A 21,431-nucleotide genomic window follows, 5' to 3' on the forward strand; every position below is an offset into this window, starting at 1 on the left:
TCAGTCATAATGTGACCAATTTTCGGGATCCCAATGTTCGGTCGTTTCATGCCCACCGAGGGCAAAAAAAGCCGTTCCGACTTGTTCCGTTTCGTACAGAAATCCAATCTAAGTCACTGAAAACACTGCATTAGTTGTTTCTTGTTGTTCCGATGTATTCGGCGTTGCTTTTTCGTACGGATTTCGTATGGCGCAAAAAGCAGCGTATACTTCGGCCCACACAACGGGGAACACTATGGCCGACAGCATCAAGACAAAGACCGCTCGCGCCAAGCTGACGCCGCGCCGCGAACCGTACTTCGAACAGGTGCGCAAGGGCGTCTACTGCGGGTTCCGCAAGCTCGAATCGGGCGCGGGAACATGGATAGGGCGTTACCGCATGCCTGACGGCAAACAGACGTTCAACGCGCTTGGTGACTTCGCGGAATTTGAGGATGCCCGCAAGGCGGTCGAAAAGTGGGCGCAAGCGCTCGACGGCGGGGCGCAGAACAAAACCACGACGGTTGCTGACGCGTGCGAGGCGTACGTAAAGAAATTGGCTGTCGATAACTCGCTCGCCAGTTCAAAAGATGCCGACTACCGCTTTAAGCGGTTGATCTACGGCAAGCGGTTCGGCTTGCTGGACCTGTCGAAGTTGCGCGCGTTCGAAGTGGAAGGCTGGCGCAATGCACAGCTAGACGCCGATGACCCGGACGACGAAGAAAGCTATAACCGGGCGAAGGATTCGGCTAACCGCAATCTGGCGTCACTGAAAGCCGCCCTGAACTACGCAAAAAAATGCCAGCTTGTATCAAGCGATTCAGGGTGGAAAGGCGTCAACAAGTTTTCCGATGTCGGAGCGCGCCGCAATGGCTTGCTGACCGTCGAACAGCGCCGCGCGCTACTGGCCGCGATGCCTGGCGACTTGCGCTCACTATCAACCGCGCTACTCCATACCGGCGCACGACCGGGCGAGATTGCCAACGCCAACGCGGCAGACTATGACCGCAACACCGGACGGCTCTGGCTTGATGGCAAGACCGGACGCCGCGAGGTTCCGCTGTCGTCAGTGGCGCGTGCGTTCTTTGCTGAGCAAGCTCGCGACAAGATCGGCAACGCACCACTACTGACGAATGCCTTTGCGGGCCGGTGGACTGCGGCGCAGTGGGGGAAGGCATTTCGGGAGGCGAGGGACGCCGCTGGCTTGCCAGACGCCGTTCTCTACTGCATGCGCCACACGTACATTAGCGAAGCCATCGCGCAGGGCATCGACGTATTTACCGTCGCCACACTAACCGGCACAAGCGTTGCTATCATCCAATCCAATTACGGCAACCTGACCGACAATATTGTTGAACGACTCGACCGGATTTCCGTCCTGTAGCGCGATCATGCTTGGAGCAAAAAGAACGCACGCGGCACCTCTTGACAGAGTGGCGGTTAAGCCGATACAATGCGGCATGTTGTAGAAATCCGTGCAAGATTAAGAGCGTAGCCGATTGGTTGCGCTCTTTGTCGTTTACCGCTTAGGAAACTCACATGTGGTCCAAAGTTGCGCGCCAGAATACGGCGCTTGATCTACCGCCGCCTACAGGCGAAAGCGCCGGGTGCGGCGCGAAACTGAGTATCGATGATGTGCGCGCCGCCAAAGAGGCGCACGCCCGCGACTCGAAGAAATACAGCGTGGCGAAATTGGCGGCGCATTACGGCGTGACGCGCAATACGATGCACCGAGCGATGAATTCCAGCGTCGAGCATCGCGGCCACCATTACGGATACGGCGTGCGGCGGGAGCGCCGCCAAATCGAATTCATTAGGCAGCAAGACGAGCAGCGCGCAATGGATAAGATGCGGAGGCGCATACTCGGCCCCGACGCTTGACCCGCCAAGCCTGACCTTCAAAGAGAAAGCCCGTTTCGCCTAACCGCGGGCGGGCTTTCTCCGTTTACCCGCAACACGATTCAATCACCCATTGCCCGCACACCGGAAACGGCTGCGGGTTTTTGCGTTTACCCAACAGGAAACTCTATGAAAGCGCAACACCCTCAAGCGTTCTACTCGATCAAGGAAGCTTGCCAAGTCACCGGCCTTGGCCGCACGACGATTCATCGCTTGCTGTGTGCTGGCGCATTTGTGCCCAAGCTGCAACTCTCACCGGGCCGTGTTGCCTTCCGCGTCGCTGACGTTCAAGGTTGGATCGACAATCGGGCGGGAGCATGAATCAAGTGCCGCTGGTCACGGTTGCCCCGGAAGCTGCGCCATTTGTTCGCGTGACGTTTGCGGAGCTAGCGAAAGATACGGGCATGAGCGAAAGCGCCGTGAGGAAGCATGTCGCCCTTGCCGAGAAGGGTGGTTGGCTAGTTGTTGACCGCGCTGACAAAGCTTGCCCCGGCTTCGCGCTGATGATCCCGGATCAGTTCCGCTCGCAGGGGGCGCGATGATCGGTGAGTGGGAATTACATTTGGCGATGAAGGCGGCGCGGGTGCCATCTTCGACGCGTCACGTCCTGCGGACGCTGCGTATGCGGGAAATGATGAATCCGGACGGCAAGGCGGCTTGGCCATCATATCAGACCATCGCGGACGATATTGGCGCGAGCCGACGCACTGTGATTGACGCGATTAAATGGTGCGCCGAGCAAGGCTGGCTGAAGGTGATGAAGCGACCGCTCACGGCGGGCAACAACGACACGAATGAATACCGGCTGTTGATTCCGCAAATTGTTGATAGTGCACCCGGATGCGGCGACAGCGGTGCAATGGCTGCACCACCCCTAGTGCAATCATCGCCCCCCCCTAGTGCAATGGTTGCACCCAAACAAGGAATTGAAGAAGGAAGGTTGAAGAAGGAAGGTTTAAAAACCTTGGTCCCAAATCCGAAAAAGCTGGATTTGCCGACCGTCATAAAACCTGACTACGAACCGATGACCGAGCAGGAAATCATTGACACCAAATTACCTTTGGATGACACGATGCGGGCATGGGCGATCCGTGACGACATCCTAGATATTGAAGAAAAGCGCGATGCGTTCGTGGACGCGTTCGGTGTGGACTGGATAGCTGGGGCGGATAATCCAATTGGCGCGCTGCGGCTGTTCGCGGGCACGGAGCAGGATAAGGATGACCGCCGTTCGGGGCGCAAGCGCAACAAAATGAAGGGGGCGCAACAAAGTGAAGATCGTTCTGCCATCTCGTTCTGAGCGCGCCGTTAGCGGTGGGTTCGCTATTGGCAGACCTCGAACAGCCAAGCGGCGGTTCAGCAAACGGCAACACCTGTTCAACACCTGTTCAACACGTGTTGATTCCTGTTGAAGCTCCGTTGCATCCAAGCGCTTACGCGGTATGTGGATACCCATGGCCCGTAAGCTCTGCAGCGAGCGGCGGATCATTGACGCCTTTTCTCTGAAAGCGCTTTTCGCTGTTCTAAATTCGCGTTCCGGCGCGATTTTTCAGAAAGACGGGACGGCGACAGATTAGGAATCCCATGAAATGGCATTGGACGGCCCATCCCTGGCCTTCGCAGCATGCGTCCGCTACCCGTGGGCCTGCAACCCCCAAGTAAGCCCGCTAAAGGGCTATACGCAAGTTAAAACAAATTCGGGATTTCCCGCGACATGAACACGACCAAGACAGAATCTAAATTAATCACCTTGACTAACGGCGGCTTCGCAATGGTTGACGCTGCCGACTTCGACGCGTTGAGCGCTTTCGAGTGGCACGACCATAACGGCTATGCATGCCGATGGGTCGCACACCCGGCATTTGCCGGGCGACGCGCGTTGGTTCGGATGCATCGCCAGATTGCGGGGCTTGATCGCACCGACGCGCGAAAGGTTGACCACGGCAACGGGTGCGGGTTAGATAACCGGCGCGGCAATCTGCGCGTCGCAACGAGTATGCAAAACAGCGCTAACCAAGCCTGCAACGCGAGCAGCACGACCGGACTGAAGGGCGCTTCACTCTGTCGCGCGCGGGGTTGCTTCCAAGCGAAAATCCGGCTCAACAAGACGCAAATCCACCTTGGTTACTTCCGTACCGCCGAACTCGCGCACGCCGCATACATGGCAGCGTCGAGGGAAGCGCGCGGAGAGTTTCACAACGATTGCACGCCGTCCCCGCATTGGTGGGACTCGCTGACATTCAAGAAGCTGCGCGCTGGCGTTCGTGCAGGCAGCAAGCGGATTGCCGCGTTGAAGCGTGCCCCGCGTACCGTAGCAAACACGGAGGCGCTAACGGCTCTGTGGGTCGCGCATAACGGAACTAGCGCTGAGTTGGCTCGCTTCGTCCTGTCGAACACGACCCAACACGCCGCATAAGCGCGCAACACTACAGGAATTCCGAAATGCAGAACATCGACAAGGTAAAGGCGCGGCTCGACAAGGCCCGCGCAACGGATGCGGGGCAAACCCCGTCAGCGAAGCAAATGGCGCTTGCGTCGGAGTATCACGCGAGCCTGTTCAGTCGCATCAAGGAATTGCGCAACAGCATCAAGGTGCGCGCAAAGGCGGCGGCATGAATGTGCCCGACGCGTTGAAGGGCGACGGCGGGGCCGCTCCACAAAACAAATCCGCGCGCGCGAGCAACCGTGCGAAACGTTGCGGGGCGGTCATTGGCGATAACAAGCGTTGTAAGAATCCGCCCGCTCTTGGTCATCGACGTTGTAAGCGCCACGGCGGCAGCGACAACGGAGCGCCAATTGCCAATCAGAACGCCCGCACGCACGGTTTCTTTACTCGCGATCTGTCGCCGGAAGACATCGCGGACCTAAAGGCTATTGCGGCTGACGGACTGGGCGACGTTGACCATGAAGTCATGGCGGCGAAACTGCGTGTGCGTCGCGTAGAGCGTGCCGAGCAGGCCGCGAAAGTCAATTCCCATGACGGGCTTGAACTGCAAAAGCGTCATGACCGCGAGGCGAGCGAGTACGGCCCCGGCGACGAAGCTGTGTATGAGCGCGTCGATTACGGCGCGCATAGCGATCGGGCGATTAAGACCGCGCTTCATGCCGTCCAAGTGCGCGAATCCCTAATCGAGCGACGGGCAGAGCGGGACGGCGGCGATGATGATGGCGGCATAACGCGCACTGATACGTTCATTGCGCCTGACGAACCCGGGCCTGAAAACCCGATCCTTTAAACGGCGGATAACCATGGCATACGAAAAACGCGGCTACGCGAGCGGCGAGCAGAACCCGAACGCCAAATTAAGCGTTGCACAGGTGCGGCAGGCTCGAATACTTCATGTTCCCGGCAGCAAGACGCGAGGATGTACGGCATTGGCTAGGCGCTTCGGCGTTTCGCAGCCCGCAATGCTGGACGCGTTGAACCGCGTGACGTGGCGCGACGTGTAAAGCTGGAATCTAGACCCGCTGGATGGCGGTGTAAAGGTCGGCGAAAACGACCTCATCTTAACGAGATTCGCGCGGTCGCTTTACATGCTGTTATGGGTAAAGCCTATCGAGACACCAAGCCCGCCTAGTGCGGGTTTTTTCGTTTACCGAGTTCGCAGCATCCCGTCGTATTGCCCAATATCGGGCACGAAAACCAACGCGCCAATCTGGCGCATCAAAACTATCACCTTTGGGAACACCAACATGACAACCAACACACAAACCTTACTCGAAAAGGAAGCTGCCGCACGCGAAGCGAGCGACGCATATTACGCGGCGCTTAATCGCCTTCCGGCGCTAGAAGTCATTGAGCGTAACGCTGTCCGCGAAACGCAAAGGCTCACGGACGCCTTACACAAGCTACGGAATACGACCTTTGGTGCGTCAAAGTGTGATTCCGATGCTTACGAAGCCGCTATTGCTGAGCAGGTTGCAATCCGTGAGGCCGCTTTCGCGGAAAAGCCGCTTATCGAATCGTCGCTGCAAAAGCTTCGTCAGGAAGCCGATGCACGTACGCGCGCAGTGAGCGCGACGCTCGCCATGCAAAAAGCGGGCGAACTGAGCGCGGCTTCTGCTGCGTGGCTCGAAGCCGTAAAACCCCTGTTGCCGGTCGCAGAGCGTTTGCGTAAGGCGTTGGCGGCAGCAGGTAAGCCCTGTGCGCTTCCGATCGACCTGACGGCAGTAGGAGCCTGATCCATGGGCCAATCGAACCCATTTCACGAACACGCAGCAGGGTTGAAGGACCGGTACGCCAGTGACATTCGCGCCTATGCGATTGAACACGAATGGAACGCTGAACTGATGGCCCGCTTTCGCGTTTGGTATCCATCCGTTGCGTTCGGTATGCCCGATCCAGTTGCAGCTATGCGCCACTTCTCGACGCTCACAAACTAATGAACGCGGGTCGTCGCCACGATGGCCCGGTCAATCGCCTACGCAGGCATACCGCAGGGATTCACTAAATGACCAGCATCGCAACATTGGTATCGAACGCGCAAGCCGCACTGAACGCACTTGAGGCGCAGCAATATCCGGTTGGCTCGACGTTAGTCACCCAAGCCATGTACGACCTGAACCACGCATTGTGGTTGCAAGCCGTTTTTCCGATTCAAGCGCAAGCCGCCGCGCTTCAGGCGTCGATTCTCGCGACCGGTCGTAACACGTCCGCAGACATGAATACCGGCGTCGTGAATCCGGCCTATTTCAAGATCGCGGGTCAGCTTATCGACCTGACGCAGTACACCGCCTAACCACCATACGCGCCCGACATCGTGCGGGCCGACCCAACGAACTGGAAACAAAATGCCAAAAGACGAAGAAACCTTTTCGCTTGAGTACGTCACCGCGCTTCGCCGCGAGGGCGATGCACTAAAGCAGCATTCCGCCGATCTCGAAGCCAAGTTGCTGACTGCAAGTGATGTCATAGCGCGGAAGCGCAACGACGCTGCTGAAGCGTTAGCTGACGACGAGCGCCGCGCCAAACGTGATGCTCGCGCAGATAGGCAGATGGCAGAAGACGAGGCCCGCGCTTTGCGTGAGCGCCGCGAATTAGTTCGCAACGGAACACCGGAGCAGTACGCCGCGCACAAGGCCGAAATGCTAGCGACCGCCCGTAAGACGATGCGAGGCAAGCCAGAACAAAGTGAGCCAATCAACGCCCGCGACCTGACGCCAAACGAATACGCCGCACAAAAGGCCGCGTATCTGCGTAACGCACGCCGATAACACAACTTGCTGGCGGTCACTCGACGGCTGGCACACAACAGCGCCTGAACGGTGCAAAGGATGGGCCTCATGTTCGAGGCTTTCAAAATCGGCGTAAAACTTTCCCTTGTCAATGATGTATCGCATGGGCTAATCGCCATGGCTGGTGACTTCAACAGGGCGGGCAAAGGCGTTGATACGCTAATTGGTAAGCTCGAAAAAATGAGCACCAGCGCCAAAGCAATGTTTGGTGGGGCTGTTGCGTTGAGTGCTGGCGCTGGCCTTGCAATGATGTTCAAGACGCCGATTGAACAGGCGAACAAGTACCGCAAGATTCAAGCCGACATTCTGAGTAACGGCGCTAAGGCGTCACAACTCGGCGCGATCCAAACGTGGGCAGGCAATGACAGCGTACTGCGAAACCTGAGCATCAATGAAAAGATGGCTGTCGGCGCTGAGTCGTTCGCGCTGACGCGTGACGCTGGGCGCGACAACGTAGAACACACGCTCAAGCTCGCGCCAATCCTAGCAAAGATTGAATCTATCGCGAAGAACACAGGCAAGGAAATGTCGGACGGCGACAAAGCCAACTTCACGAAGATTCTGGAATTGGGTGGAGCGTTCAACAACGGCGCAGACATTAACGTAATGGCTGACCGTTTTTACAGGTTGATGGCGTCGGGCAACGGGACCATGAAGCCCGGTGTTCTGCTGTCAATCCTGAAGGCTGACCCGAACGACCTTAACAAAATGTCGCCTCAAGCGATGAATCGCGCCGAGCCACTCATGCAGGAAATGAGTGCGGGCTTCGGTGTTGCCCTTCGGATGCTGGATAACCGCATGCTGGCACATGTGGGGTTCGGCGGCGGCACAGGCGGCAAGCTTTACGCGCAATTGAAAAAGATTGGCGTGTTCGGCAAAGATGACAAGGTTGTAGATTCGCAACTGCTGGTGTCTGATTATGACATGTGGCTTCGCAAATACATGCAAGGCTTCTACAGCAACGCAGGCGCGAAAACTGACGCAGACAAGCGGCGTGTTGACTACCTGATTGGCGGCTCTAGCGGAGCAAAGCTTATCGGCGCTGTGCAGCGTCAGTCAGATCAAATGGACGCATCGGGCGCTTCTGTTATCGCGCAGCACGGCATGGATCAAGACGCGGCGCAAAAGGGCGGTCCGCTCAACCTGATTATGTCGCAGGTCCATGCGCAATGGGAAAATATTCTGACGCGGATCGGCCTGAAAGTACTGCCTACCGTATTGACCGGCCTGACTGAGTTTTCAAAAATCATGACAGGCGTTTCGGCATGGGTGAAGGAAAACCCGAAACTCACAAAGTTTATCGCACTTGGTGCGATGTTCGTGTCTGGAATTCTTATCGTAGGTGGCGCTATCGCGTTGGTTACGGGTGCGGTGGGAATTTTAGGGGGCGCATTTGCGGCGGTCGCGTTGCCTATCACCCTCACAATTGCCGCTATCGGCGGATTGATCGCGCTGGGGTCGTGGCTTCATTCCCTGAATTGGTCGGGCATTTGGGACGGCATCAAAAATTCAGTTAGGGGGTTCTTTAGCTTCATTGGGGACGCGTGGAAGCATCGCCCAACGTGGATGGGTGGTGACGGCGCGAATGTGCTTCCGCAAGTCGGCATCAACCAAGCGACCAAAGCGGATAGGGACTATTACGCCGCAGCGGGCAAAAACAGCAACATACTTCCAAAGCTCGGCAGCGTACTCCCGAAATTCGACACAAACCAATCGACCAAGGCCGATAGGGATTACTACGCGGCGGCGGGCGGATCAGCGACAGGTGATAGCAGCTACGTTAGGTCGAAGGCGCAGCGCGACGGCAACTTAACTCTTAATGTCGATATGGGCGACCAAATCAAAAAGGCATACCACTACCAAATGAGGGACGTGTTAAGCGAAACGGGTTCGGTAAGCAGCAGCACGCGCTTTGACTTCAGCATGGGTCAGGCCGCACCGGGGCAGACGGGATGATGGTCGATCAAGAAACGGCCGCATTCGTCGTGGCGGGCGTCAACGAAATGCAGCGCATAGCGACTGCAACCGAGGAGCTTGCTCGTAAGGGGCTTTACGACGTTGGCATTGTGCCGAACGAAGGGCAGACCGCGCGTGATTTGCTGTACGCGCTCGACGGTCTATCGCAAGCCGAGCTTGCCGAATTTATGCGGCGCAATGGAATCACAGTTCCGGCTAACCGGGCTGAACGCCGGGTGCGTCGCCACAAGTAGTAATTGCCAATAGCAATGCCGACAGCACCATGTCGGCATTGCAACCCCAAACAGAGGTTTCATTGATTACATCAAAAGTGCGCGCCGTACGTGGCGCAATCAAGCTGCATAGCACTATCGGGGACGTGGGGACTAACGTCACGGGATGGACGGCGCTCGAAGTTGATAACAACACTTATGAAGGCGCTGATACATTTTCTGTCACGTTCGCCGCGTCTGCGCTGCCGCCGACAAATGACGCAGACTGGTTTTCGACTCAAAAAACCATATACGTCGAAATTTTCGCCGGAATCGTAGCGAACTCCTCTAAATGGACGACCGATGACCTTCCGAAGCCTTGGATTTACGGTCAAGTCGATGATATTGATTACGACCCGGTAAAAGGCACGCTGCGCATCAGGGGGCGCGACCTCACCGCGCTACTGATCGATGCCAAGACTACGGAGAAATGGCAAAACAAAACCGCTTCTCAGATTGCAATACTTCTCGCGAAGCGTCATGGATTGACCCCGCAAGTCACGCCGACCACAACGCAGGTAGGGAAGTACTACCAAATCGATCATACGACCATGACCGATTCGAGCACTGAATGGGATTTGCTGACGCGCCTAGCTCGCTTCGAACAGTACGGCGTGTACGTGCGCGGCCTGACGCTGTTCTTTCAGCCTCGCACTACCCCTGACAGTGCCACCCCTTACCAAGTCACATGGACCCAGCCTAGCTCCTCTCAGGCGTTCGCATCATCTAGCGCCAAAGGCTTGAGGCTAAAGCGCGCCCTGACTATCTCGCGCGGTATCGTTGTCGTGGTGCGGACGTGGAATGACTTGGCTTGCAAGGTCTATCACTCGACCTACCCAACAGGCAAGCCGGGACCAAATTCGCAAACGCATTACTGCACGCTCCACAACGCCACGCAACAGGCGTGCGACCTGAAAGCGCGCTCGTATTATCGGGAGCTGGTGCAACACGAAATGTCGCTGTCTGCTGAGTTTCCGGGTGATGACGTGTTAGACGTGACGATGCCGGTTAGGCTGACCGGAACCAACACGCCGTTCGACCAACTCTATTATCCGGCGAGCGTGAAGCGAAGCATCGACTTTGAATCAGGTTATCGGATTGAGCTTGAGGCGAAGAACAGCGCGCCTGATGTGGCGGTTAGCGTGGCATAGCGGCGGGCGAGTACGTGAAGATCTGGCTCTACGCCAGTCAGTACGGTTGTAGGAATCACGCGGCGTTGGAGAGGTCGAGCTATATTTTTGAGCGCTGTGCGTAAGCGTCAAATGCAAACGAACATCGGCTACGAAATTGATCAGCGGCAGGCTGTCAACCGCTGGTCGTAGCGGCCACTCGGTGATGCAAGTCGCGACGTTGGTTTTTTTTCAACTTGGCGGTGGCGTGAATGCCGGGGGCACTTCTAGCGACCACTACGCCATCTTGCCCCGTGTCGGCATCCGCGAGTATTTCCGTGTTGGAAATAAGTCCAACGTTCGGTGAGCCGGCGTCCAGCGAGTCGTCGATTCCGAAACTAACAACGAAGCTGACATATTGGTTTGGCTTTGCTCGAATCAGGTACTCGGGGGCGTACTCGGTTGATGTGCCGCTCTCAAGTATCCCGGTCAACGCCCCTCCATGCCCAATCGATGTGTATCGGGCACCCATCCATTTCAGCACGGTTGAATTCGTCGGCCCTTCGTCAACGTGTGCCTCATAGGCAATCCGTCGCCACGAGAGTAACCCGCTATCCTGCGGATGCCACGGGTCTGGGGAGTCGTTGATGCTGGCGGCAGAACCGGGCGTTAGTTCTTTGATCGAGGGGTCACCAAGATATAGTTCTGCGCTGCTGTACGAGACACGAATCAGCGACTTAGACGTGTTCTTGCTCGTTACATCGAAAGTCACGTCATACAAAGACGTGCCATCGGCAAATTTCTTAACCTCGATTATGGTCAGGTCGCCGCTGTAGTCGTACGGCTTTTGCTCATCTGTGCCGAGGGCGATACTCAATTGTTTGTTGGCGAGTGCGATCTGACTTAGCGTCTGTTCGTCGTACTTTTGTTTGAACGTCAGCCACTCATAGCCTGCGGCGACGCTGCCGACAATCAAGACCGTGAGGTTTGCGACAGAGAGAAAACGGTCCCAGTTCATCCCTTTCGCTCCTCTGGCAGACGGCACAAACCGGGGTCGGCACCTTGATTCAATTACACCGAGCCGCGAGAGTCAAGCGGAGTTGTGCTGATACTGAGTGCGTCTCGATGGGGTACGCCCTAGCGATACAGCTTGAGGGGTGTCCAGAACTGTAAAAATAGGGTGATAAAAATAATTTCTTTACAAAATCTGGAAAGGGTGTAGACTCTAACTTATCGAATCAAACAAAGAACGGGGTCGGCATCATGAGCAAACGAATCGGCTATGTCCGCGTCTCGACGGCGGATCAAAGCACCGCACGCCAGCTTGACGGCGTGCAACTCGATAAGGTTTTTGAAGACAAGGCGAGCGGCAAGACGACCGAGCGCCCGCAGCTACAGGCCGCGCTCGACTATCTGCGCGACGGCGACACGCTGATTGTCCATTCGATGGACCGCTTGGCGCGCAACACTGAGGACTTGCTACGCATCGTCCGCGAACTAACGACCAAGGCTGTAACCGTCGAATTCATTAAGGAGCGGATGACGTTCAAGGGCGACAGTCACGACCCAATGCAAACGTTGATGATGACCATGCTAGGTGCATTTGCACAGTTCGAACGCACGTTGATAAACGAGCGGCAGCGCGAAGGCATCGCAATTGCCAAAGCGAACGGGGTCTACAAAGGCCGCAAACCGTCTCTCACGCCTGATCAAGTGGCCGTAGCCAAGGCCCGCATCGACGTTGGCGAATCAGTTACAGCAGTTGCTAGCGACCTCGGCATCAGTCGCCCGACGATGTACGCATACCTCAAAGCAGCGAAATAAAACGACCGCGCCGGGACGGACTTCCGGCTACTTAAAAAATTAGGATTGACGTGATGAACGCACAACAAGAGAAATCAGTAGTACTTACTGAGGCAGAGTTCGTGAAAATGCTCACGACGTTTCGACCGGAAGAACGGGCCGCTGTACTTGTTCAGATGGACAGGGCAGTGAAGGGCATCGCTACCGCATAACCTATCGCGGCAAACCGCGCCGGGCGATTTCCCGGTATCTCACAATGGACCCAACGAAAATGACCTATCAAGAGCCGACCCACTCGCCCGTACACGGCGCAAATATCTTGAGCGCAAAACGTCAGTTTGAAATGGCGCTAAGCACCGTTAGAGCAGAAGATATGGCCGCCGTGCTAGATGGCTTCACGATGCAACTTTCAAACCGCTTGTTTGGACTCGAAGCTCGGCCCGCGTCCTGATAGATCGCCGCGTGCAACAGAAAACGCCTCGCCATCGTGCGGGGCTTTTTCCGTTGCGGGCCGTAGATAAGCCCGCGACAAGGCGGGCTCAGTGTCCGGTAAAGCGCTAGGCTAGTTCGTGCGAGCGAACCCGCTGCCGGTTCCGACCCAGCGTGACCCGTTCCATGTGTATTCGTCGTATTGGACCGCATGACCGCATTCTGTCGCGCCGCACTTGTTGCCGTGCGCGTCAGTCTGTACGGCTTGCCGGTCCATCGCTTGCATGTCGCGCTGTTGCTTGCTGCGTGCCTCGCCATCGGCTAACACCTTCTGGCGCGCTGCCTTCTCTCTAGGCGTCAATCGAGCCTGATACGCAGCTTCGTCCGCTGCTGTCTGTGCCTGCATGGCCTGCAACGCGGCTTCACGCCTTGCGGCTTGCTCGGGTGTGCATCCGATACAGTTTTTGGTGCCCGCGTAACCCACATAAGGCTTGGTTTTTTCGCCGCATGAGGGCAGAAGCTGGCCGCTTTGCGACACGCCATCACAGCCGCGTTGCTCCGCCTGATACGCTGCCATCTCTCGCGCTTGCACTGCGGGTGGTAGATGCGACCATCCGGCGATGGTTGATGGGTCTTGAGCGTGTGCGCTGATGGATGCGAATGCGAGCAACGCGGCGATGACGGCGTGTTTCATGAATTCCCCGGATTGATTGTTTTTGATGGTTTCACAGGCAGACCATATCCCGATCTACGCCTCCAAACAAGGGTCAGTACATCTCGCATTCGCAAATCATGGCCACGCGGTAGTGCATCTGGCTAGTTTGAGTGGAATGAATACCGCGCGGGTAGCGTTTCCCCGCAAGCGCCCCCATCGTGGATAGACTCGCTAGTTTTGCCGCTTGGAGAATATGCATGAAGCCAATCTACCTTGATATACAAGGCGCTGCCGAAGCGCTCGCCTTGTCGGAGTCAGGCATTCGCAAACTAATCAATCAGGGAGACTTTCCAAAATCGCGACTACTGACCGGACGGAGAGTCGCATGGTTGGTGCGGGAATTGGAGGAATGGGCGGAAGCGCGACCGGTTTCTAACTTGCCACCGGTTGGATAGTGCAACGTCGAATGTAGGCCATTGCCGAGCCTGCCCAAAACGAATATGACACCGAACAGCAACCGCCGCCCGGATGGCTGCTGCTGAGTTATGCGGAGTGCGTTTTGAGCCAATCGCGCAAAGCATCGTTCATGCGAGTCTGCCAACCGTCGCCGCTGGCCCTGAATCGTTCGATAACGTCGCTGTCATAGCGCACTGTCACCGCCACCTTAGGAGTGGCGAGCTTGGGGCGACCACCGCGCCGCTTCATCTGTGCAAATTGTTCGTCGGTCGGCTCGAACGCATCAGGATCGGCCGCAATGCCGCGCTGGATCGCGGCTTCCTCGTCGGGCGTGTTACGGATCAATTTCGTTTGCTTGCTCATATCGTTCAATCTCGCGGTTGCTGGCCTTGCGAAGGCTGATTACGCGGAATACGTTGCCTCTCTGCGTGAACACCACGCAGTACAAGCGCTCGCCAATCGGCGAATAGCCGATTTCGCGAAGTTCGCCGTAGTCTTTGCGATCATCCGGCGCGCACCATACTGCCGACCAGTCAATTTTCTCTGCGATAGCGAGCGAGACCCCATGTTTGCGCTGGTTAGCGTCGCTTTTGGTTTGGTCGTATTCGATGGGCATGACAATTATTGTAGTTACAAAAACAATGGTGCGCAAAGGTTTTTGTAGCTACGTTTTCATTGTAAGGATTCGTAGGCTATCGAAGTCGATCAGCCGTTGCGATATTGCTTCTTTTATGGGATCACCCGATGACCTCGCCAGCCGACATAGAGCGTGAATCGTTGTACGACGAAGTGTGGCGAACTCCGATGATCGAGCTTGGGAAGAAGTACGGAGTATCCCGGCCCACCGTGAAATGGGCGTGCCTTCAGCTTAATGTGCCCCTCCCACCGCAAGGCTTTTGGGCTCAAGTCCATTTCGGCAGACCGATGCCTCGCGCCGATCTTCCCAGGTTAGTCGCGGGTCAGCGGCGAACCATCAGCATGGCTACTCTGATTGAGAAAGACGCGCCTTTTCGTAGACGCAAGTTGAAGCAGGCGCGAGCGGGTCGCGACTCAGAGAAAGTTCGGCAGACTATCGAGGAGGAACAAAAATATTACGCTCTACTTTCGGAGGTCGAGGATTGGCATCGTGCGGAGTCTATCCGCCGTTATCTCGCTGAGCTAGATAGTCGCCGTAGATCAGGAGGGGAGCCGGGAGAGCGCTTTGACGAATGGCGCCGTTGGGCGGAGGGAATGGCGGAAAGGCTGGATGGATCTGATCTACGAGTGAGATCGCCTAAAGACTAGTTGTCGCTACCGCCGTCGCACTGGTCAAGGTCGGCGTTACATTGGGTTGCGGGGATCGGACAGGCCCGCCAGTGAGCATGCGCTTTCCGATAGAATCGCGGCTTGTCACGAAGTCGTCACACTGACGTTATCCCAATCGATTTTTCGTACAGTTTTCGTATTTCTCGATTGGCGGTGTGGCGCAAAGCCTGTAACCGTTTGATTTTGCTGTAAAAATACAGCCTATCGGAAGCCATATGTTCGGTCGTTTCATGCCCACCGAGGGCAAGTTCTTTGAAATTTTCAATGCGCACGCAACGTGCATCGTCTCGGCAAGCCGGGAACTCGAGCTGCTGATCGACAACCTGCAGGACGCCGAGACCCACAAGCAAAACGTGCAGAAGGCCGAAAAGGCCGCTGACAAGCTCACGCACGAAGCCATCGACCTGCTGCACAAGACCTTCATCACGCCGCTCGACCGCGACGAGATCCACAAGCTGATCACCACGATGGACGACATCCTCGATTTGATGGAGGACGTCGCCACCGCTATCTCGCTGTACGACGTGCAGGCGGTGACCTCCGAAGCGAGCCAGTTGGCGCATATCTGCACGGCCACCTCCGAGCGTGTGCAGTTCGCCGTCAGCCTGCTATCGGACATGAAGCAGGCGAGCCAGATCCTGAAGGCGTGCGAGGACATCGACCGTCTGGAATCCGAAGCCGACCGCGTGCTGCGCTCGGCGATGTCGAAGCTTTTCCGCGAAGAAGACGACGTCAAGACGCTGATCAAGCTGAAGGCCATTTACGAACTGCTCGAAACGATCACCGACAAGTGTGAGGACGTGGCGAACATCATCGAAGGCATCGTGCTGGAAAACGCATAATGCAATCGATACAACTCGCTATCTGGGTCGTTGCCGGCCTGGTCGCCGTCGCGCTGATTTTCGACTTCATGAACGGCTTCCACGACGCGGCGAATTCGATCGCCACGGTCGTGTCGACCGGCGTGCTGAAGCCGCAGCAGGCCGTGGCTTTCGCGGCGGCGTTCAACGTTGTCGCGTATTTCGTGTTCCACCTGAAAGTGGCGCAGACGGTCGGCAAGGGCACGATCGATCCGCATATCGTCGACCACTACGTCATTTTTGGTGCGCTGGTCGGGGCAATCGGCTGGAACATCATCACGTGGCATTACGGTATCCCGTCCAGCTCGTCGCACGCGCTGATCGGCGGACTGGTGGGGGCGGCGCTGGCCAAGTCGGGCTGGGGTTCGCTCAATTTCGACGGCCTGATGAAGACGGTGGCCTTCATTTTCATCTCCCCGCTGCTCGGTTTCGTACTCGGCTCGTTCTTCATGCTCGCGGTGTCGTGGATCTACTTCCGTACGCCACCGAGCAAAGTCGATCGGCGCTTCCGGCGCTTGCAGCTGATCTCCGCGGGGCTGTACAGCCTCGGACACGGCGGTAACGACGCGCAGAAAACCATCGGCATCATCTGGATGTTGCTGATCGCGACCGGCTACGCTTCGTCGATCGCGGACGCACCGCCGCTGTGGGTGATCGGTGGCTGCTATCTGTCCATGGGTATCGGTACGTTGTTCGGCGGCTGGCGCATCGTCCGCACGATGGGCCAGAAGATCACCAAGCTGAAGCCGGTCGGCGGTTTTTGCGCGGAGGCGGGCGGGGCGATCACGCTGTTCACGGCGTCGTGGCTCGGTATTCCAGTGTCCACCACCCATACGATTACCGGCGCGATCGTCGGTGTCGGCGCCACGCAGAAGTTGAGCGCGGTGCGTTGGGGGGTGGCCGGCAACATCGTCTGGGCGTGGATTCTGACGATTCCGGCTTCCGCGGCGCTCGCCGCAGCTGCCTGGTGGTTCGGCCACCGCTTCCTGTAAGCGCACGCGGACCGCGAGGCTGTCAAACGGCCAGGCTGTCCGCGCTGTAAAGCTGATAAAGCTGATAAAGCTGATAAAGCTGATAAAGCTGATAATGCGCGCCGCTCAGATCAGCGGCGTGCTGCCTCCATCCATCGGGACGATTGCGCCCGTTACATAGCTCGCGCGGCGGCTCGCCAGAAACAGCGCGACGTCAGCGATTTCCTCCGGTTTTGCATAGCGTCCGAGCGGCACTTTAGCCTGCCCGCGCGCCAACGCGTCCGCGCTGGCAATGCCTTGCTGCGACGCTTCCAGTTTGACCGCTTCCTCGACGCGCTCGGTCAGTGTCGAACCCGGATTGATTGCGTTGATACGGATGCCGTAGCGCGCGTAGTAGTGGGCGAGGCCGACGGTGGCGAGCATCAGCGCGGCATTCGCGGCGCCACCGGCGATATGGATATCGCTCGCGATCTTGCCGCCCATACCGATGATATTGACGATCGTGCCGGGTGCGGCGCTGTCGCCGGCCTTCACGCGCTCGGCCATGCGCCGCAGCACTTCCTGCTGCGGGTAGATGTAGGGGAAATACTTGGCTTCCATGGTCGCGCGGAACGCTTCGGCGTCCAGCGTTTCCGGGTCATAGCGGCGGGCTGCGCCGGCGCTGTTGATCAGCACGTCGATGGGGCCGACCGCAGTGGTGACTTCCTCGACGATGTCCGCGGCACTGTGTGGTTCGTGCAGGTCGGCGCGGGTCCGATGCACGTGCAGGTCTTCCTGCTTCAACTGTTCGTAAGCGCGCGCGAGATTGGCGGGGTCGCGCGAAACGATTGCGACTTTCGCACCCTCGAGGGCGAACGCCCGGGCGCAGGCGAACCCGATCCCTTTGCTGCCGCCCGTGATCAACACTACCTTGTCTTTCAGCCCGAGATCCATCGTCATCACCCGCTGTCGGAAGAATATCGATGACGATAGCAGATCGGCAGCGCAGCGGGGACGGACTGGCTCGAGGTGCGGGGGGCGCGCGCCGGCACGTGACTAATCCTGGGCGGCAGGGCCACGAGCCACAAGCCCGCGCCGTTAGAAATTGCCGTTAGCGAAGCGTGCGATCGGGTCGTCGGTGGTTTGCGTGGGGGCAGGGATGCCACGCGACGCCGTCGAGGCACGCATGATCTGCACGTCTGCGTTCCCATCGGCTTGCTGAGCTTGCTGAGCTTGCTGGGCCTGCTGGGCCTGCTGAGCCTGGCGCGCGGCGACTGAAACGGGTGGGGGCGGTTCGAATGCATCGGCAGCGGCGTCGATCGGATCCGGCGCACGGGCGGCGACCGTTGGCGGTTCAGAGCGCGCAGCCGCCGTCTGCTGATTCGTAGTGCCTGCGGCGGCGTCGTACGCACTCGCTTGAGTGGCTGGCAAGGGCACCGGAGATACAGCGCCTGCCGCACGCGCCTGCATCTGCCCGACGCTCATGCCGGGCGGAGGCGGTTCGAACGGATCAGCTTGTGGCGCGGGTGCCGGCGCAGCAGCCTGATAGCTCGGTGTGTCGAACGGCACCGGTGTCGCCGCTGGCGCTGCCACGCGACGAATGCCGTCGAAGCGCTTGGCCCAATACGGATTGGTGAGGTAGTCGAGCCGCACGGTGCCGCCCGTCGACGGCGCGTTGACGAAGCGCAGCTTGCCCACATAAATGCCGACGTGCGAATGCGCACGCCCGGTGGTGTTGAAAAAAATCAGATCGCCCGGCGCGATCTCATCCGGTTCGATGGATTCTCCGCGGCCGCTCATATCCGCAGTCGTGCGCGGCAGATCCACGGAAGCGGCGCGTGACACCACGTAGCGAACTAATCCGCTGCAATCGAAGCCGCTATCGGGCGTATTACCACCCCAACGGTACGGAATGCCAACCAGACTCATCGCCTGAATGGAGATTTCCTCGCGGCCGATGCTGTGGTCGACGAAATTCGGGAAGCCCGGCGGCGGCGCATGATAGGCGCCGTTCGTGACCACGACCGATGAACCTGTCTCGCGCGACGTTTTTTGCGGCGCGCCGGCGCAAGCGGCGAGCAGCAAAACGGTCAGAAGCGAGAAAGCGAGTCGGCGCATGAAGACAAAGTGAGCGGTAAACGCTCTTTTAAGGGCGGACGATTTCGGGATGGTAGCCCGGCGAACCTGGCTCAGGCAAGAATTCCTGACAAATTACTTGAAGTTTGCGCGCTAAGTGTGGCTGGAGCGGAACGCGCGGCCAATGAAAAAACCGCGTCCGGAGTGCTCCGGACGCGGTTTCATGGCAAAACAAAACTAAGGCGTTGAAGACTTAAAGAATTTCCGACGCGTAATCCGCGAGGCGCGAACGCTCGCCGCGCGCCAGCGTCACATGCCCGCTGTGCGCCCAGCCCTTGAAGCGGTCGACCACGTACGTCAGACCCGAGCTGCCTTCCGTCAGGTAAGGCGTATCGATCTGCGCGATATTGCCCAGACAGATGATCTTCGTGCCCGGACCCGCGCGCGTGACCAGCGTCTTCATCTGCTTCGGCGTCAGGTTTTGCGCCTCGTCGATGATCAGATACTTGTCTACGAACGTACGGCCACGCATGAAGTTCATGCTCTTGACCTTCAGGCGCGAGCGGATCAGTTCCTGCGTCGCGGCGCGGCCCCATTCGCCGGCGGCGTCGTCGGTTTTCTGCAGGACTTCGAGGTTGTCGTCGAATGCACCCATCCACGGCTGCATTTTTTCCTCTTCCGTACCCGGCAGGAAGCCGATGTCTTCACCGACCGGCACCGTTGCACGCGTCACAATGATCTCGTTGTAGCGCTTGTCGTCGAGCACCTGAGCAAGGCCGGCCGCGAGCGCGACCAGCGTCTTGCCGGTACCGGCCTGACCCAGCAGCGTGACGAAGTCGATCTCCGGATTCATCAACAGGTTCAGCGCGAAGTTCTGCTCGCGATTGCGCGCCGTAATGCCCCACACGTTGTTCTTGTGGTGGCCATAGTCACGCAAGGTTTGCAGCAGCGCCGTCTTGCCGTTCAGTTCGCGCACCAGCGCATGAAACGTCGGCTCGCCGTTCTGCGGCTCCAGATAGACGAATTCGTTGACCAGCATCGAGGCGCACAGCGGACCCGTCACACGGTAATACGTGGTGCCGGTTTTGGTGTCCTGCCAGCTTTCCATGCCCTTCGCGTGCTTGGTCCAGAAATCCTGAGGCAACGCGCGGATGCCCGAGTACAGCAGATCGCTGTCTTCGAGCACCTGGTCGTTGAAGTAATCTTCTGCGGGTAGACCGAGCGCATGCGCCTTGATGCGCATGTTGATATCTTTCGACACCAGCACGACCTGGCGATCCATCCGGTCGCGCTGCAGCGCACGTACCACGCCGAGAATCTGGTTGTCGGCCTTGCCTTCCGGCAGGCCTTCGACCGGCTCGATGGCGGTGAGCTTGGTCTGGAAGTACAGGCGCCCGGATGCCTCACGGCTGCCGAGACGCGCCAGCGAAATACCGTCCGACATGTTGCCGGCGTTCGCCACCAACGCGTCCAGCGTGCGGCTCACCTGGCGCGCGTTACGCGCGACTTCGGACATGCCCTTCTTGTGGTTGTCGAGTTCTTCCAACGTCATCATCGGCAGATAGACGTCGTGTTCCTCGAAACGGAACAGGCAGCTTGGATCGTGCATCAGCACGTTCGTGTCGAGCACGAAGAGCTTCTGGACTTCGAGCGGGCCAGTGGACGCGCCGCGCTTCTTGCTGGTGCCGCGCGTGCTGGGTGCTGCGGCTGCGGGCGTGCCTGCGGCCGGGTCTTTCGAGCTTGGCGTGCGCGCGACGACCGGCTGCGATTTAGCGGCGGGTGTGGCTTCAGCCGCTGGCTCGGTTTGCGGACGCGCAGCGGGCACCGGTTGCAGCAAGGCGGCGGTCTGCTTCGATTTGCGGCTGCGGGGCGCCGGTGCAGCTTGCCCGGCGGCGGACGCGGACGCAACAGAGGAAGCCGGCGAGGCCGGCACGGGCCGCAAAGTGGTCGCCGCATTGGCGGCATGCGCCATCGGCGTGGCGACGTTCGCGCGGCCGTAATCGGCCGACTCCGCGGATTCCCCTTCGACTGCCTGTTTCTTCACGGCGGAGCGCGCCGGCGTGGCGGCTTTGGCCTTGTATTCGTCAGGCGGCAGGAGATTGCCGAGCTTGCTGGGGGGGGTAGGCAAAGGCATGGTTTCCCTCGAAATAATCGGGTCACATTTCGTGCGCCGCCTGTCGCATTCTGCTGGTGCCAGTGAGTGCGCACGCAGTTTGCGCCCGGAGGCGCGCATTCGGTCTAGAGATGCCGGTTCGCCTGGTCTTCGATCGGCTCCTTAACGGAAGCGCGTGGCCGAGTGAACGAACGGCCGCGCGCAATTAAAAAAGCCGCCGCCCCGGCGTACGGGACAAGCGGCTCGCCTTCGGTTATCGCGTTGCGCCTCATAACTTCCACGGACCCGGAAAAACGGCCGTCAAGTCTGGCGCAGTTACGAAAAGTGTGGGGTG

Annotated in this window: 28 protein-coding genes; 21 read left to right on the forward strand and 7 right to left on the reverse strand. The window is 58.3% G+C overall.

The window, feature by feature from the left end:
- Positions 1 to 235: 235 nt before the first annotated feature.
- The 16 genes from P3T22_RS03075 (at position 236) to P3T22_RS03150 (ending at position 10,492) form a co-directional block, all read left to right on the forward strand.
- Entirely contained in the window at positions 236 to 1,363 is a 1,128-nt protein-coding gene (locus P3T22_RS03075) for a tyrosine-type recombinase/integrase (protein WP_429324182.1), read from the forward strand.
- A 251-nt stretch (positions 1,364 to 1,614) separates the two neighbouring features.
- Positions 1,615 to 1,860, forward strand: a complete 246-nt coding sequence (locus P3T22_RS03080; protein ID WP_429324183.1) for a hypothetical protein — start codon at positions 1,615 to 1,617, stop codon at positions 1,858 to 1,860.
- Positions 1,861 to 2,007: 147 nt separating this feature from the next.
- Entirely contained in the window at positions 2,008 to 2,199 is a 192-nt protein-coding gene (locus P3T22_RS03085; protein ID WP_429324184.1) for a helix-turn-helix transcriptional regulator, read from the forward strand.
- Positions 2,196 to 2,420 carry a hypothetical protein gene (locus P3T22_RS03090; protein ID WP_429324185.1) on the forward strand — a complete coding sequence of 75 codons (225 nt, stop codon included), beginning with the start codon at positions 2,196 to 2,198 and terminating at the stop codon, positions 2,418 to 2,420. The genes P3T22_RS03085 and P3T22_RS03090 overlap by 4 nt, the downstream gene beginning before the upstream one ends.
- On the forward strand, positions 2,417 to 3,178 hold the full coding sequence (locus P3T22_RS03095) for a helix-turn-helix domain-containing protein (RefSeq protein ID WP_429324186.1): 762 nt from the start codon (positions 2,417 to 2,419) through the stop codon (positions 3,176 to 3,178). Before P3T22_RS03090 ends, P3T22_RS03095 begins: the two co-directional genes overlap by 4 nt.
- Positions 3,179 to 3,592: 414 nt before the next feature.
- Positions 3,593 to 4,294 (forward strand): hypothetical protein, encoded by a 702-nt coding sequence (locus tag P3T22_RS03100; RefSeq protein WP_429324187.1) that lies wholly within the window; start codon positions 3,593 to 3,595, stop codon positions 4,292 to 4,294.
- A gap of 26 nt (positions 4,295 to 4,320) precedes the next feature.
- On the forward strand, positions 4,321 to 4,494 hold the full coding sequence (locus tag P3T22_RS03105) for a hypothetical protein (protein WP_429324188.1): 174 nt from the start codon (positions 4,321 to 4,323) through the stop codon (positions 4,492 to 4,494).
- Entirely contained in the window at positions 4,491 to 5,114 is a 624-nt protein-coding gene (locus P3T22_RS03110; RefSeq protein ID WP_429324189.1) for a hypothetical protein, read from the forward strand. The genes P3T22_RS03105 and P3T22_RS03110 overlap by 4 nt, the downstream gene beginning before the upstream one ends.
- Before the next feature lie 13 nt (positions 5,115 to 5,127).
- Positions 5,128 to 5,328 carry a hypothetical protein gene (locus P3T22_RS03115; protein ID WP_429324190.1) on the forward strand — a complete coding sequence of 67 codons (201 nt, stop codon included), beginning with the start codon at positions 5,128 to 5,130 and terminating at the stop codon, positions 5,326 to 5,328.
- An 84-nt stretch (positions 5,329 to 5,412) separates the two neighbouring features.
- Positions 5,413 to 6,060: a hypothetical protein gene (locus P3T22_RS03120; protein ID WP_429324191.1), complete on the forward strand. Its 648-nt coding sequence runs from the start codon at positions 5,413 to 5,415 to the stop codon at positions 6,058 to 6,060.
- Positions 6,061 to 6,063: 3 nt separating this feature from the next.
- Positions 6,064 to 6,261, forward strand: coding sequence for a hypothetical protein (locus P3T22_RS03125; RefSeq protein ID WP_429324192.1), 198 nt, complete (start codon positions 6,064 to 6,066; stop codon positions 6,259 to 6,261).
- A gap of 68 nt (positions 6,262 to 6,329) precedes the next feature.
- Positions 6,330 to 6,617: a hypothetical protein gene (locus tag P3T22_RS03130; RefSeq protein ID WP_429324193.1), complete on the forward strand. Its 288-nt coding sequence runs from the start codon at positions 6,330 to 6,332 to the stop codon at positions 6,615 to 6,617.
- 52 nt (positions 6,618 to 6,669) lie between these two features.
- The gene (locus P3T22_RS03135; protein ID WP_429324194.1) at positions 6,670 to 7,092 is read left to right on the forward strand and encodes a hypothetical protein; all 423 of its coding nucleotides are present in this window, start codon (positions 6,670 to 6,672) and stop codon (positions 7,090 to 7,092) included.
- Positions 7,093 to 7,161: 69 nt separating this feature from the next.
- Complete coding sequence (locus P3T22_RS03140) at positions 7,162 to 9,069, forward strand: hypothetical protein (protein WP_429324195.1); 1,908 nt, start codon at positions 7,162 to 7,164, stop codon at positions 9,067 to 9,069.
- Entirely contained in the window at positions 9,066 to 9,323 is a 258-nt protein-coding gene (locus P3T22_RS03145) for a hypothetical protein (protein WP_429324196.1), read from the forward strand. The genes P3T22_RS03140 and P3T22_RS03145 overlap by 4 nt, the downstream gene beginning before the upstream one ends.
- A 29-nt stretch (positions 9,324 to 9,352) precedes the next feature.
- Positions 9,353 to 10,492, forward strand: a complete 1,140-nt coding sequence (locus tag P3T22_RS03150) for a hypothetical protein (RefSeq protein WP_429324197.1) — start codon at positions 9,353 to 9,355, stop codon at positions 10,490 to 10,492.
- A gap of 154 nt (positions 10,493 to 10,646) precedes the next feature.
- Here P3T22_RS03150 and P3T22_RS03155 read toward each other — a convergent pair whose 3' ends face one another.
- Positions 10,647 to 11,468 carry a hypothetical protein gene (locus P3T22_RS03155; protein WP_429324198.1) on the reverse strand — a complete coding sequence of 274 codons (822 nt, stop codon included), beginning with the start codon at positions 11,466 to 11,468 and terminating at the stop codon, positions 10,647 to 10,649.
- 245 nt (positions 11,469 to 11,713) lie between these two features.
- On the opposite strand from P3T22_RS03155, the gene P3T22_RS03160 reads away from it, so the two are divergent.
- Both P3T22_RS03160 and P3T22_RS03165 read left to right on the forward strand, forming a co-directional pair.
- Complete coding sequence (locus P3T22_RS03160) at positions 11,714 to 12,274, forward strand: recombinase family protein (protein ID WP_429324199.1); 561 nt, start codon at positions 11,714 to 11,716, stop codon at positions 12,272 to 12,274.
- Between the two features lie 53 nt (positions 12,275 to 12,327).
- The gene (locus P3T22_RS03165; protein WP_429324200.1) at positions 12,328 to 12,465 is read left to right on the forward strand and encodes a hypothetical protein; all 138 of its coding nucleotides are present in this window, start codon (positions 12,328 to 12,330) and stop codon (positions 12,463 to 12,465) included.
- A gap of 350 nt (positions 12,466 to 12,815) precedes the next feature.
- Here P3T22_RS03165 and P3T22_RS03170 read toward each other — a convergent pair whose 3' ends face one another.
- Complete coding sequence (locus tag P3T22_RS03170) at positions 12,816 to 13,376, reverse strand: hypothetical protein (protein ID WP_429324201.1); 561 nt, start codon at positions 13,374 to 13,376, stop codon at positions 12,816 to 12,818.
- 218 nt (positions 13,377 to 13,594) lie between these two features.
- Between P3T22_RS03170 and P3T22_RS03175 the strand changes: the two genes are divergently transcribed.
- Positions 13,595 to 13,792, forward strand: a complete 198-nt coding sequence (locus P3T22_RS03175) for a helix-turn-helix transcriptional regulator (RefSeq protein ID WP_429324202.1) — start codon at positions 13,595 to 13,597, stop codon at positions 13,790 to 13,792.
- A gap of 88 nt (positions 13,793 to 13,880) precedes the next feature.
- Here the strand turns inward: P3T22_RS03175 and P3T22_RS03180 are convergent, their stop codons facing one another.
- Entirely contained in the window at positions 13,881 to 14,156 is a 276-nt protein-coding gene (locus P3T22_RS03180; RefSeq protein ID WP_429324203.1) for a BrnA antitoxin family protein, read from the reverse strand.
- Positions 14,128 to 14,409 (reverse strand): BrnT family toxin, encoded by a 282-nt coding sequence (locus P3T22_RS03185; RefSeq protein ID WP_429324204.1) that lies wholly within the window; start codon positions 14,407 to 14,409, stop codon positions 14,128 to 14,130. Before P3T22_RS03185 ends, P3T22_RS03180 begins: the two co-directional genes overlap by 29 nt.
- Before the next feature lie 904 nt (positions 14,410 to 15,313).
- Between P3T22_RS03185 and P3T22_RS03190 the strand changes: the two genes are divergently transcribed.
- Both P3T22_RS03190 and P3T22_RS03195 read left to right on the forward strand, forming a co-directional pair.
- Positions 15,314 to 15,940 carry a DUF47 domain-containing protein gene (locus tag P3T22_RS03190; RefSeq protein ID WP_063495983.1) on the forward strand — a complete coding sequence of 209 codons (627 nt, stop codon included), beginning with the start codon at positions 15,314 to 15,316 and terminating at the stop codon, positions 15,938 to 15,940.
- Positions 15,940 to 16,950: an inorganic phosphate transporter gene (locus tag P3T22_RS03195; RefSeq protein ID WP_063495984.1), complete on the forward strand. Its 1,011-nt coding sequence runs from the start codon at positions 15,940 to 15,942 to the stop codon at positions 16,948 to 16,950. The genes P3T22_RS03190 and P3T22_RS03195 overlap by 1 nt, the downstream gene beginning before the upstream one ends.
- Before the next feature lie 105 nt (positions 16,951 to 17,055).
- On the opposite strand, the gene P3T22_RS03200 is transcribed toward P3T22_RS03195, so the two are convergent.
- From P3T22_RS03200 to P3T22_RS03210, 3 genes are all read right to left on the reverse strand, one after another.
- Positions 17,056 to 17,862, reverse strand: coding sequence for an SDR family oxidoreductase (locus tag P3T22_RS03200; protein WP_063497932.1), 807 nt, complete (start codon positions 17,860 to 17,862; stop codon positions 17,056 to 17,058).
- Between the two features lie 144 nt (positions 17,863 to 18,006).
- Entirely contained in the window at positions 18,007 to 19,026 is a 1,020-nt protein-coding gene (locus P3T22_RS03205; protein ID WP_429324205.1) for an NlpC/P60 family protein, read from the reverse strand.
- 211 nt (positions 19,027 to 19,237) lie between these two features.
- On the reverse strand, positions 19,238 to 21,118 hold the full coding sequence (locus tag P3T22_RS03210) for a PhoH family protein (RefSeq protein WP_429324206.1): 1,881 nt from the start codon (positions 21,116 to 21,118) through the stop codon (positions 19,238 to 19,240).
- Positions 21,119 to 21,431 lie beyond the last annotated feature (313 nt).

It is taken from the genome of Paraburkholderia sp. GAS348 (assembly GCF_050434205.1).
Classification (GTDB): domain Bacteria; phylum Pseudomonadota; class Gammaproteobacteria; order Burkholderiales; family Burkholderiaceae; genus Paraburkholderia.

What these genes read in the sequence shown, in the direction of transcription:
- P3T22_RS03160 (WP_429324199.1), top strand. Translation starts at nt 11,714, where the DNA reads ATGAGCAAACGAATCGGCTATGTCCGCGTCTCGACGGCGGATCAAAGC.
- P3T22_RS03100 (WP_429324187.1), top strand. Translation starts at nt 3,593, where the DNA reads ATGAACACGACCAAGACAGAATCTAAATTAATCACCTTGACTAACGGC.
- P3T22_RS03115 (WP_429324190.1), top strand. Translation starts at nt 5,128, where the DNA reads ATGGCATACGAAAAACGCGGCTACGCGAGCGGCGAGCAGAACCCGAAC.
- P3T22_RS03120 (WP_429324191.1), top strand. Translation starts at nt 5,413, where the DNA reads ATGCTGTTATGGGTAAAGCCTATCGAGACACCAAGCCCGCCTAGTGCG.
- P3T22_RS03150 (WP_429324197.1), top strand. Translation starts at nt 9,353, where the DNA reads ATGTCGGCATTGCAACCCCAAACAGAGGTTTCATTGATTACATCAAAA.
- P3T22_RS03090 (WP_429324185.1), top strand. Translation starts at nt 2,196, where the DNA reads ATGAATCAAGTGCCGCTGGTCACGGTTGCCCCGGAAGCTGCGCCATTT.
- P3T22_RS03165 (WP_429324200.1), top strand. Translation starts at nt 12,328, where the DNA reads ATGAACGCACAACAAGAGAAATCAGTAGTACTTACTGAGGCAGAGTTC.
- P3T22_RS03200 (WP_063497932.1), bottom strand. Translation starts at nt 17,862, where the DNA reads ATGGATCTCGGGCTGAAAGACAAGGTAGTGTTGATCACGGGCGGCAGC.
- P3T22_RS03085 (WP_429324184.1), top strand. Translation starts at nt 2,008, where the DNA reads ATGAAAGCGCAACACCCTCAAGCGTTCTACTCGATCAAGGAAGCTTGC.
- P3T22_RS03075 (WP_429324182.1), top strand. Translation starts at nt 236, where the DNA reads ATGGCCGACAGCATCAAGACAAAGACCGCTCGCGCCAAGCTGACGCCG.
- P3T22_RS03205 (WP_429324205.1), bottom strand. Translation starts at nt 19,026, where the DNA reads ATGCGCCGACTCGCTTTCTCGCTTCTGACCGTTTTGCTGCTCGCCGCT.
- P3T22_RS03185 (WP_429324204.1), bottom strand. Translation starts at nt 14,409, where the DNA reads ATGCCCATCGAATACGACCAAACCAAAAGCGACGCTAACCAGCGCAAA.
- P3T22_RS03210 (WP_429324206.1), bottom strand. Translation starts at nt 21,118, where the DNA reads ATGCCTTTGCCTACCCCCCCCAGCAAGCTCGGCAATCTCCTGCCGCCT.
- P3T22_RS03155 (WP_429324198.1), bottom strand. Translation starts at nt 11,468, where the DNA reads ATGAACTGGGACCGTTTTCTCTCTGTCGCAAACCTCACGGTCTTGATT.
- P3T22_RS03135 (WP_429324194.1), top strand. Translation starts at nt 6,670, where the DNA reads ATGCCAAAAGACGAAGAAACCTTTTCGCTTGAGTACGTCACCGCGCTT.
- P3T22_RS03180 (WP_429324203.1), bottom strand. Translation starts at nt 14,156, where the DNA reads ATGAGCAAGCAAACGAAATTGATCCGTAACACGCCCGACGAGGAAGCC.
- P3T22_RS03170 (WP_429324201.1), bottom strand. Translation starts at nt 13,376, where the DNA reads ATGAAACACGCCGTCATCGCCGCGTTGCTCGCATTCGCATCCATCAGC.
- P3T22_RS03110 (WP_429324189.1), top strand. Translation starts at nt 4,491, where the DNA reads ATGAATGTGCCCGACGCGTTGAAGGGCGACGGCGGGGCCGCTCCACAA.
- P3T22_RS03190 (WP_063495983.1), top strand. Translation starts at nt 15,314, where the DNA reads ATGTTCGGTCGTTTCATGCCCACCGAGGGCAAGTTCTTTGAAATTTTC.
- P3T22_RS03095 (WP_429324186.1), top strand. Translation starts at nt 2,417, where the DNA reads ATGATCGGTGAGTGGGAATTACATTTGGCGATGAAGGCGGCGCGGGTG.
- P3T22_RS03175 (WP_429324202.1), top strand. Translation starts at nt 13,595, where the DNA reads ATGAAGCCAATCTACCTTGATATACAAGGCGCTGCCGAAGCGCTCGCC.
- P3T22_RS03140 (WP_429324195.1), top strand. Translation starts at nt 7,162, where the DNA reads ATGTTCGAGGCTTTCAAAATCGGCGTAAAACTTTCCCTTGTCAATGAT.
- P3T22_RS03195 (WP_063495984.1), top strand. Translation starts at nt 15,940, where the DNA reads ATGCAATCGATACAACTCGCTATCTGGGTCGTTGCCGGCCTGGTCGCC.
- P3T22_RS03125 (WP_429324192.1), top strand. Translation starts at nt 6,064, where the DNA reads ATGGGCCAATCGAACCCATTTCACGAACACGCAGCAGGGTTGAAGGAC.
- P3T22_RS03105 (WP_429324188.1), top strand. Translation starts at nt 4,321, where the DNA reads ATGCAGAACATCGACAAGGTAAAGGCGCGGCTCGACAAGGCCCGCGCA.
- P3T22_RS03145 (WP_429324196.1), top strand. Translation starts at nt 9,066, where the DNA reads ATGATGGTCGATCAAGAAACGGCCGCATTCGTCGTGGCGGGCGTCAAC.
- P3T22_RS03130 (WP_429324193.1), top strand. Translation starts at nt 6,330, where the DNA reads ATGACCAGCATCGCAACATTGGTATCGAACGCGCAAGCCGCACTGAAC.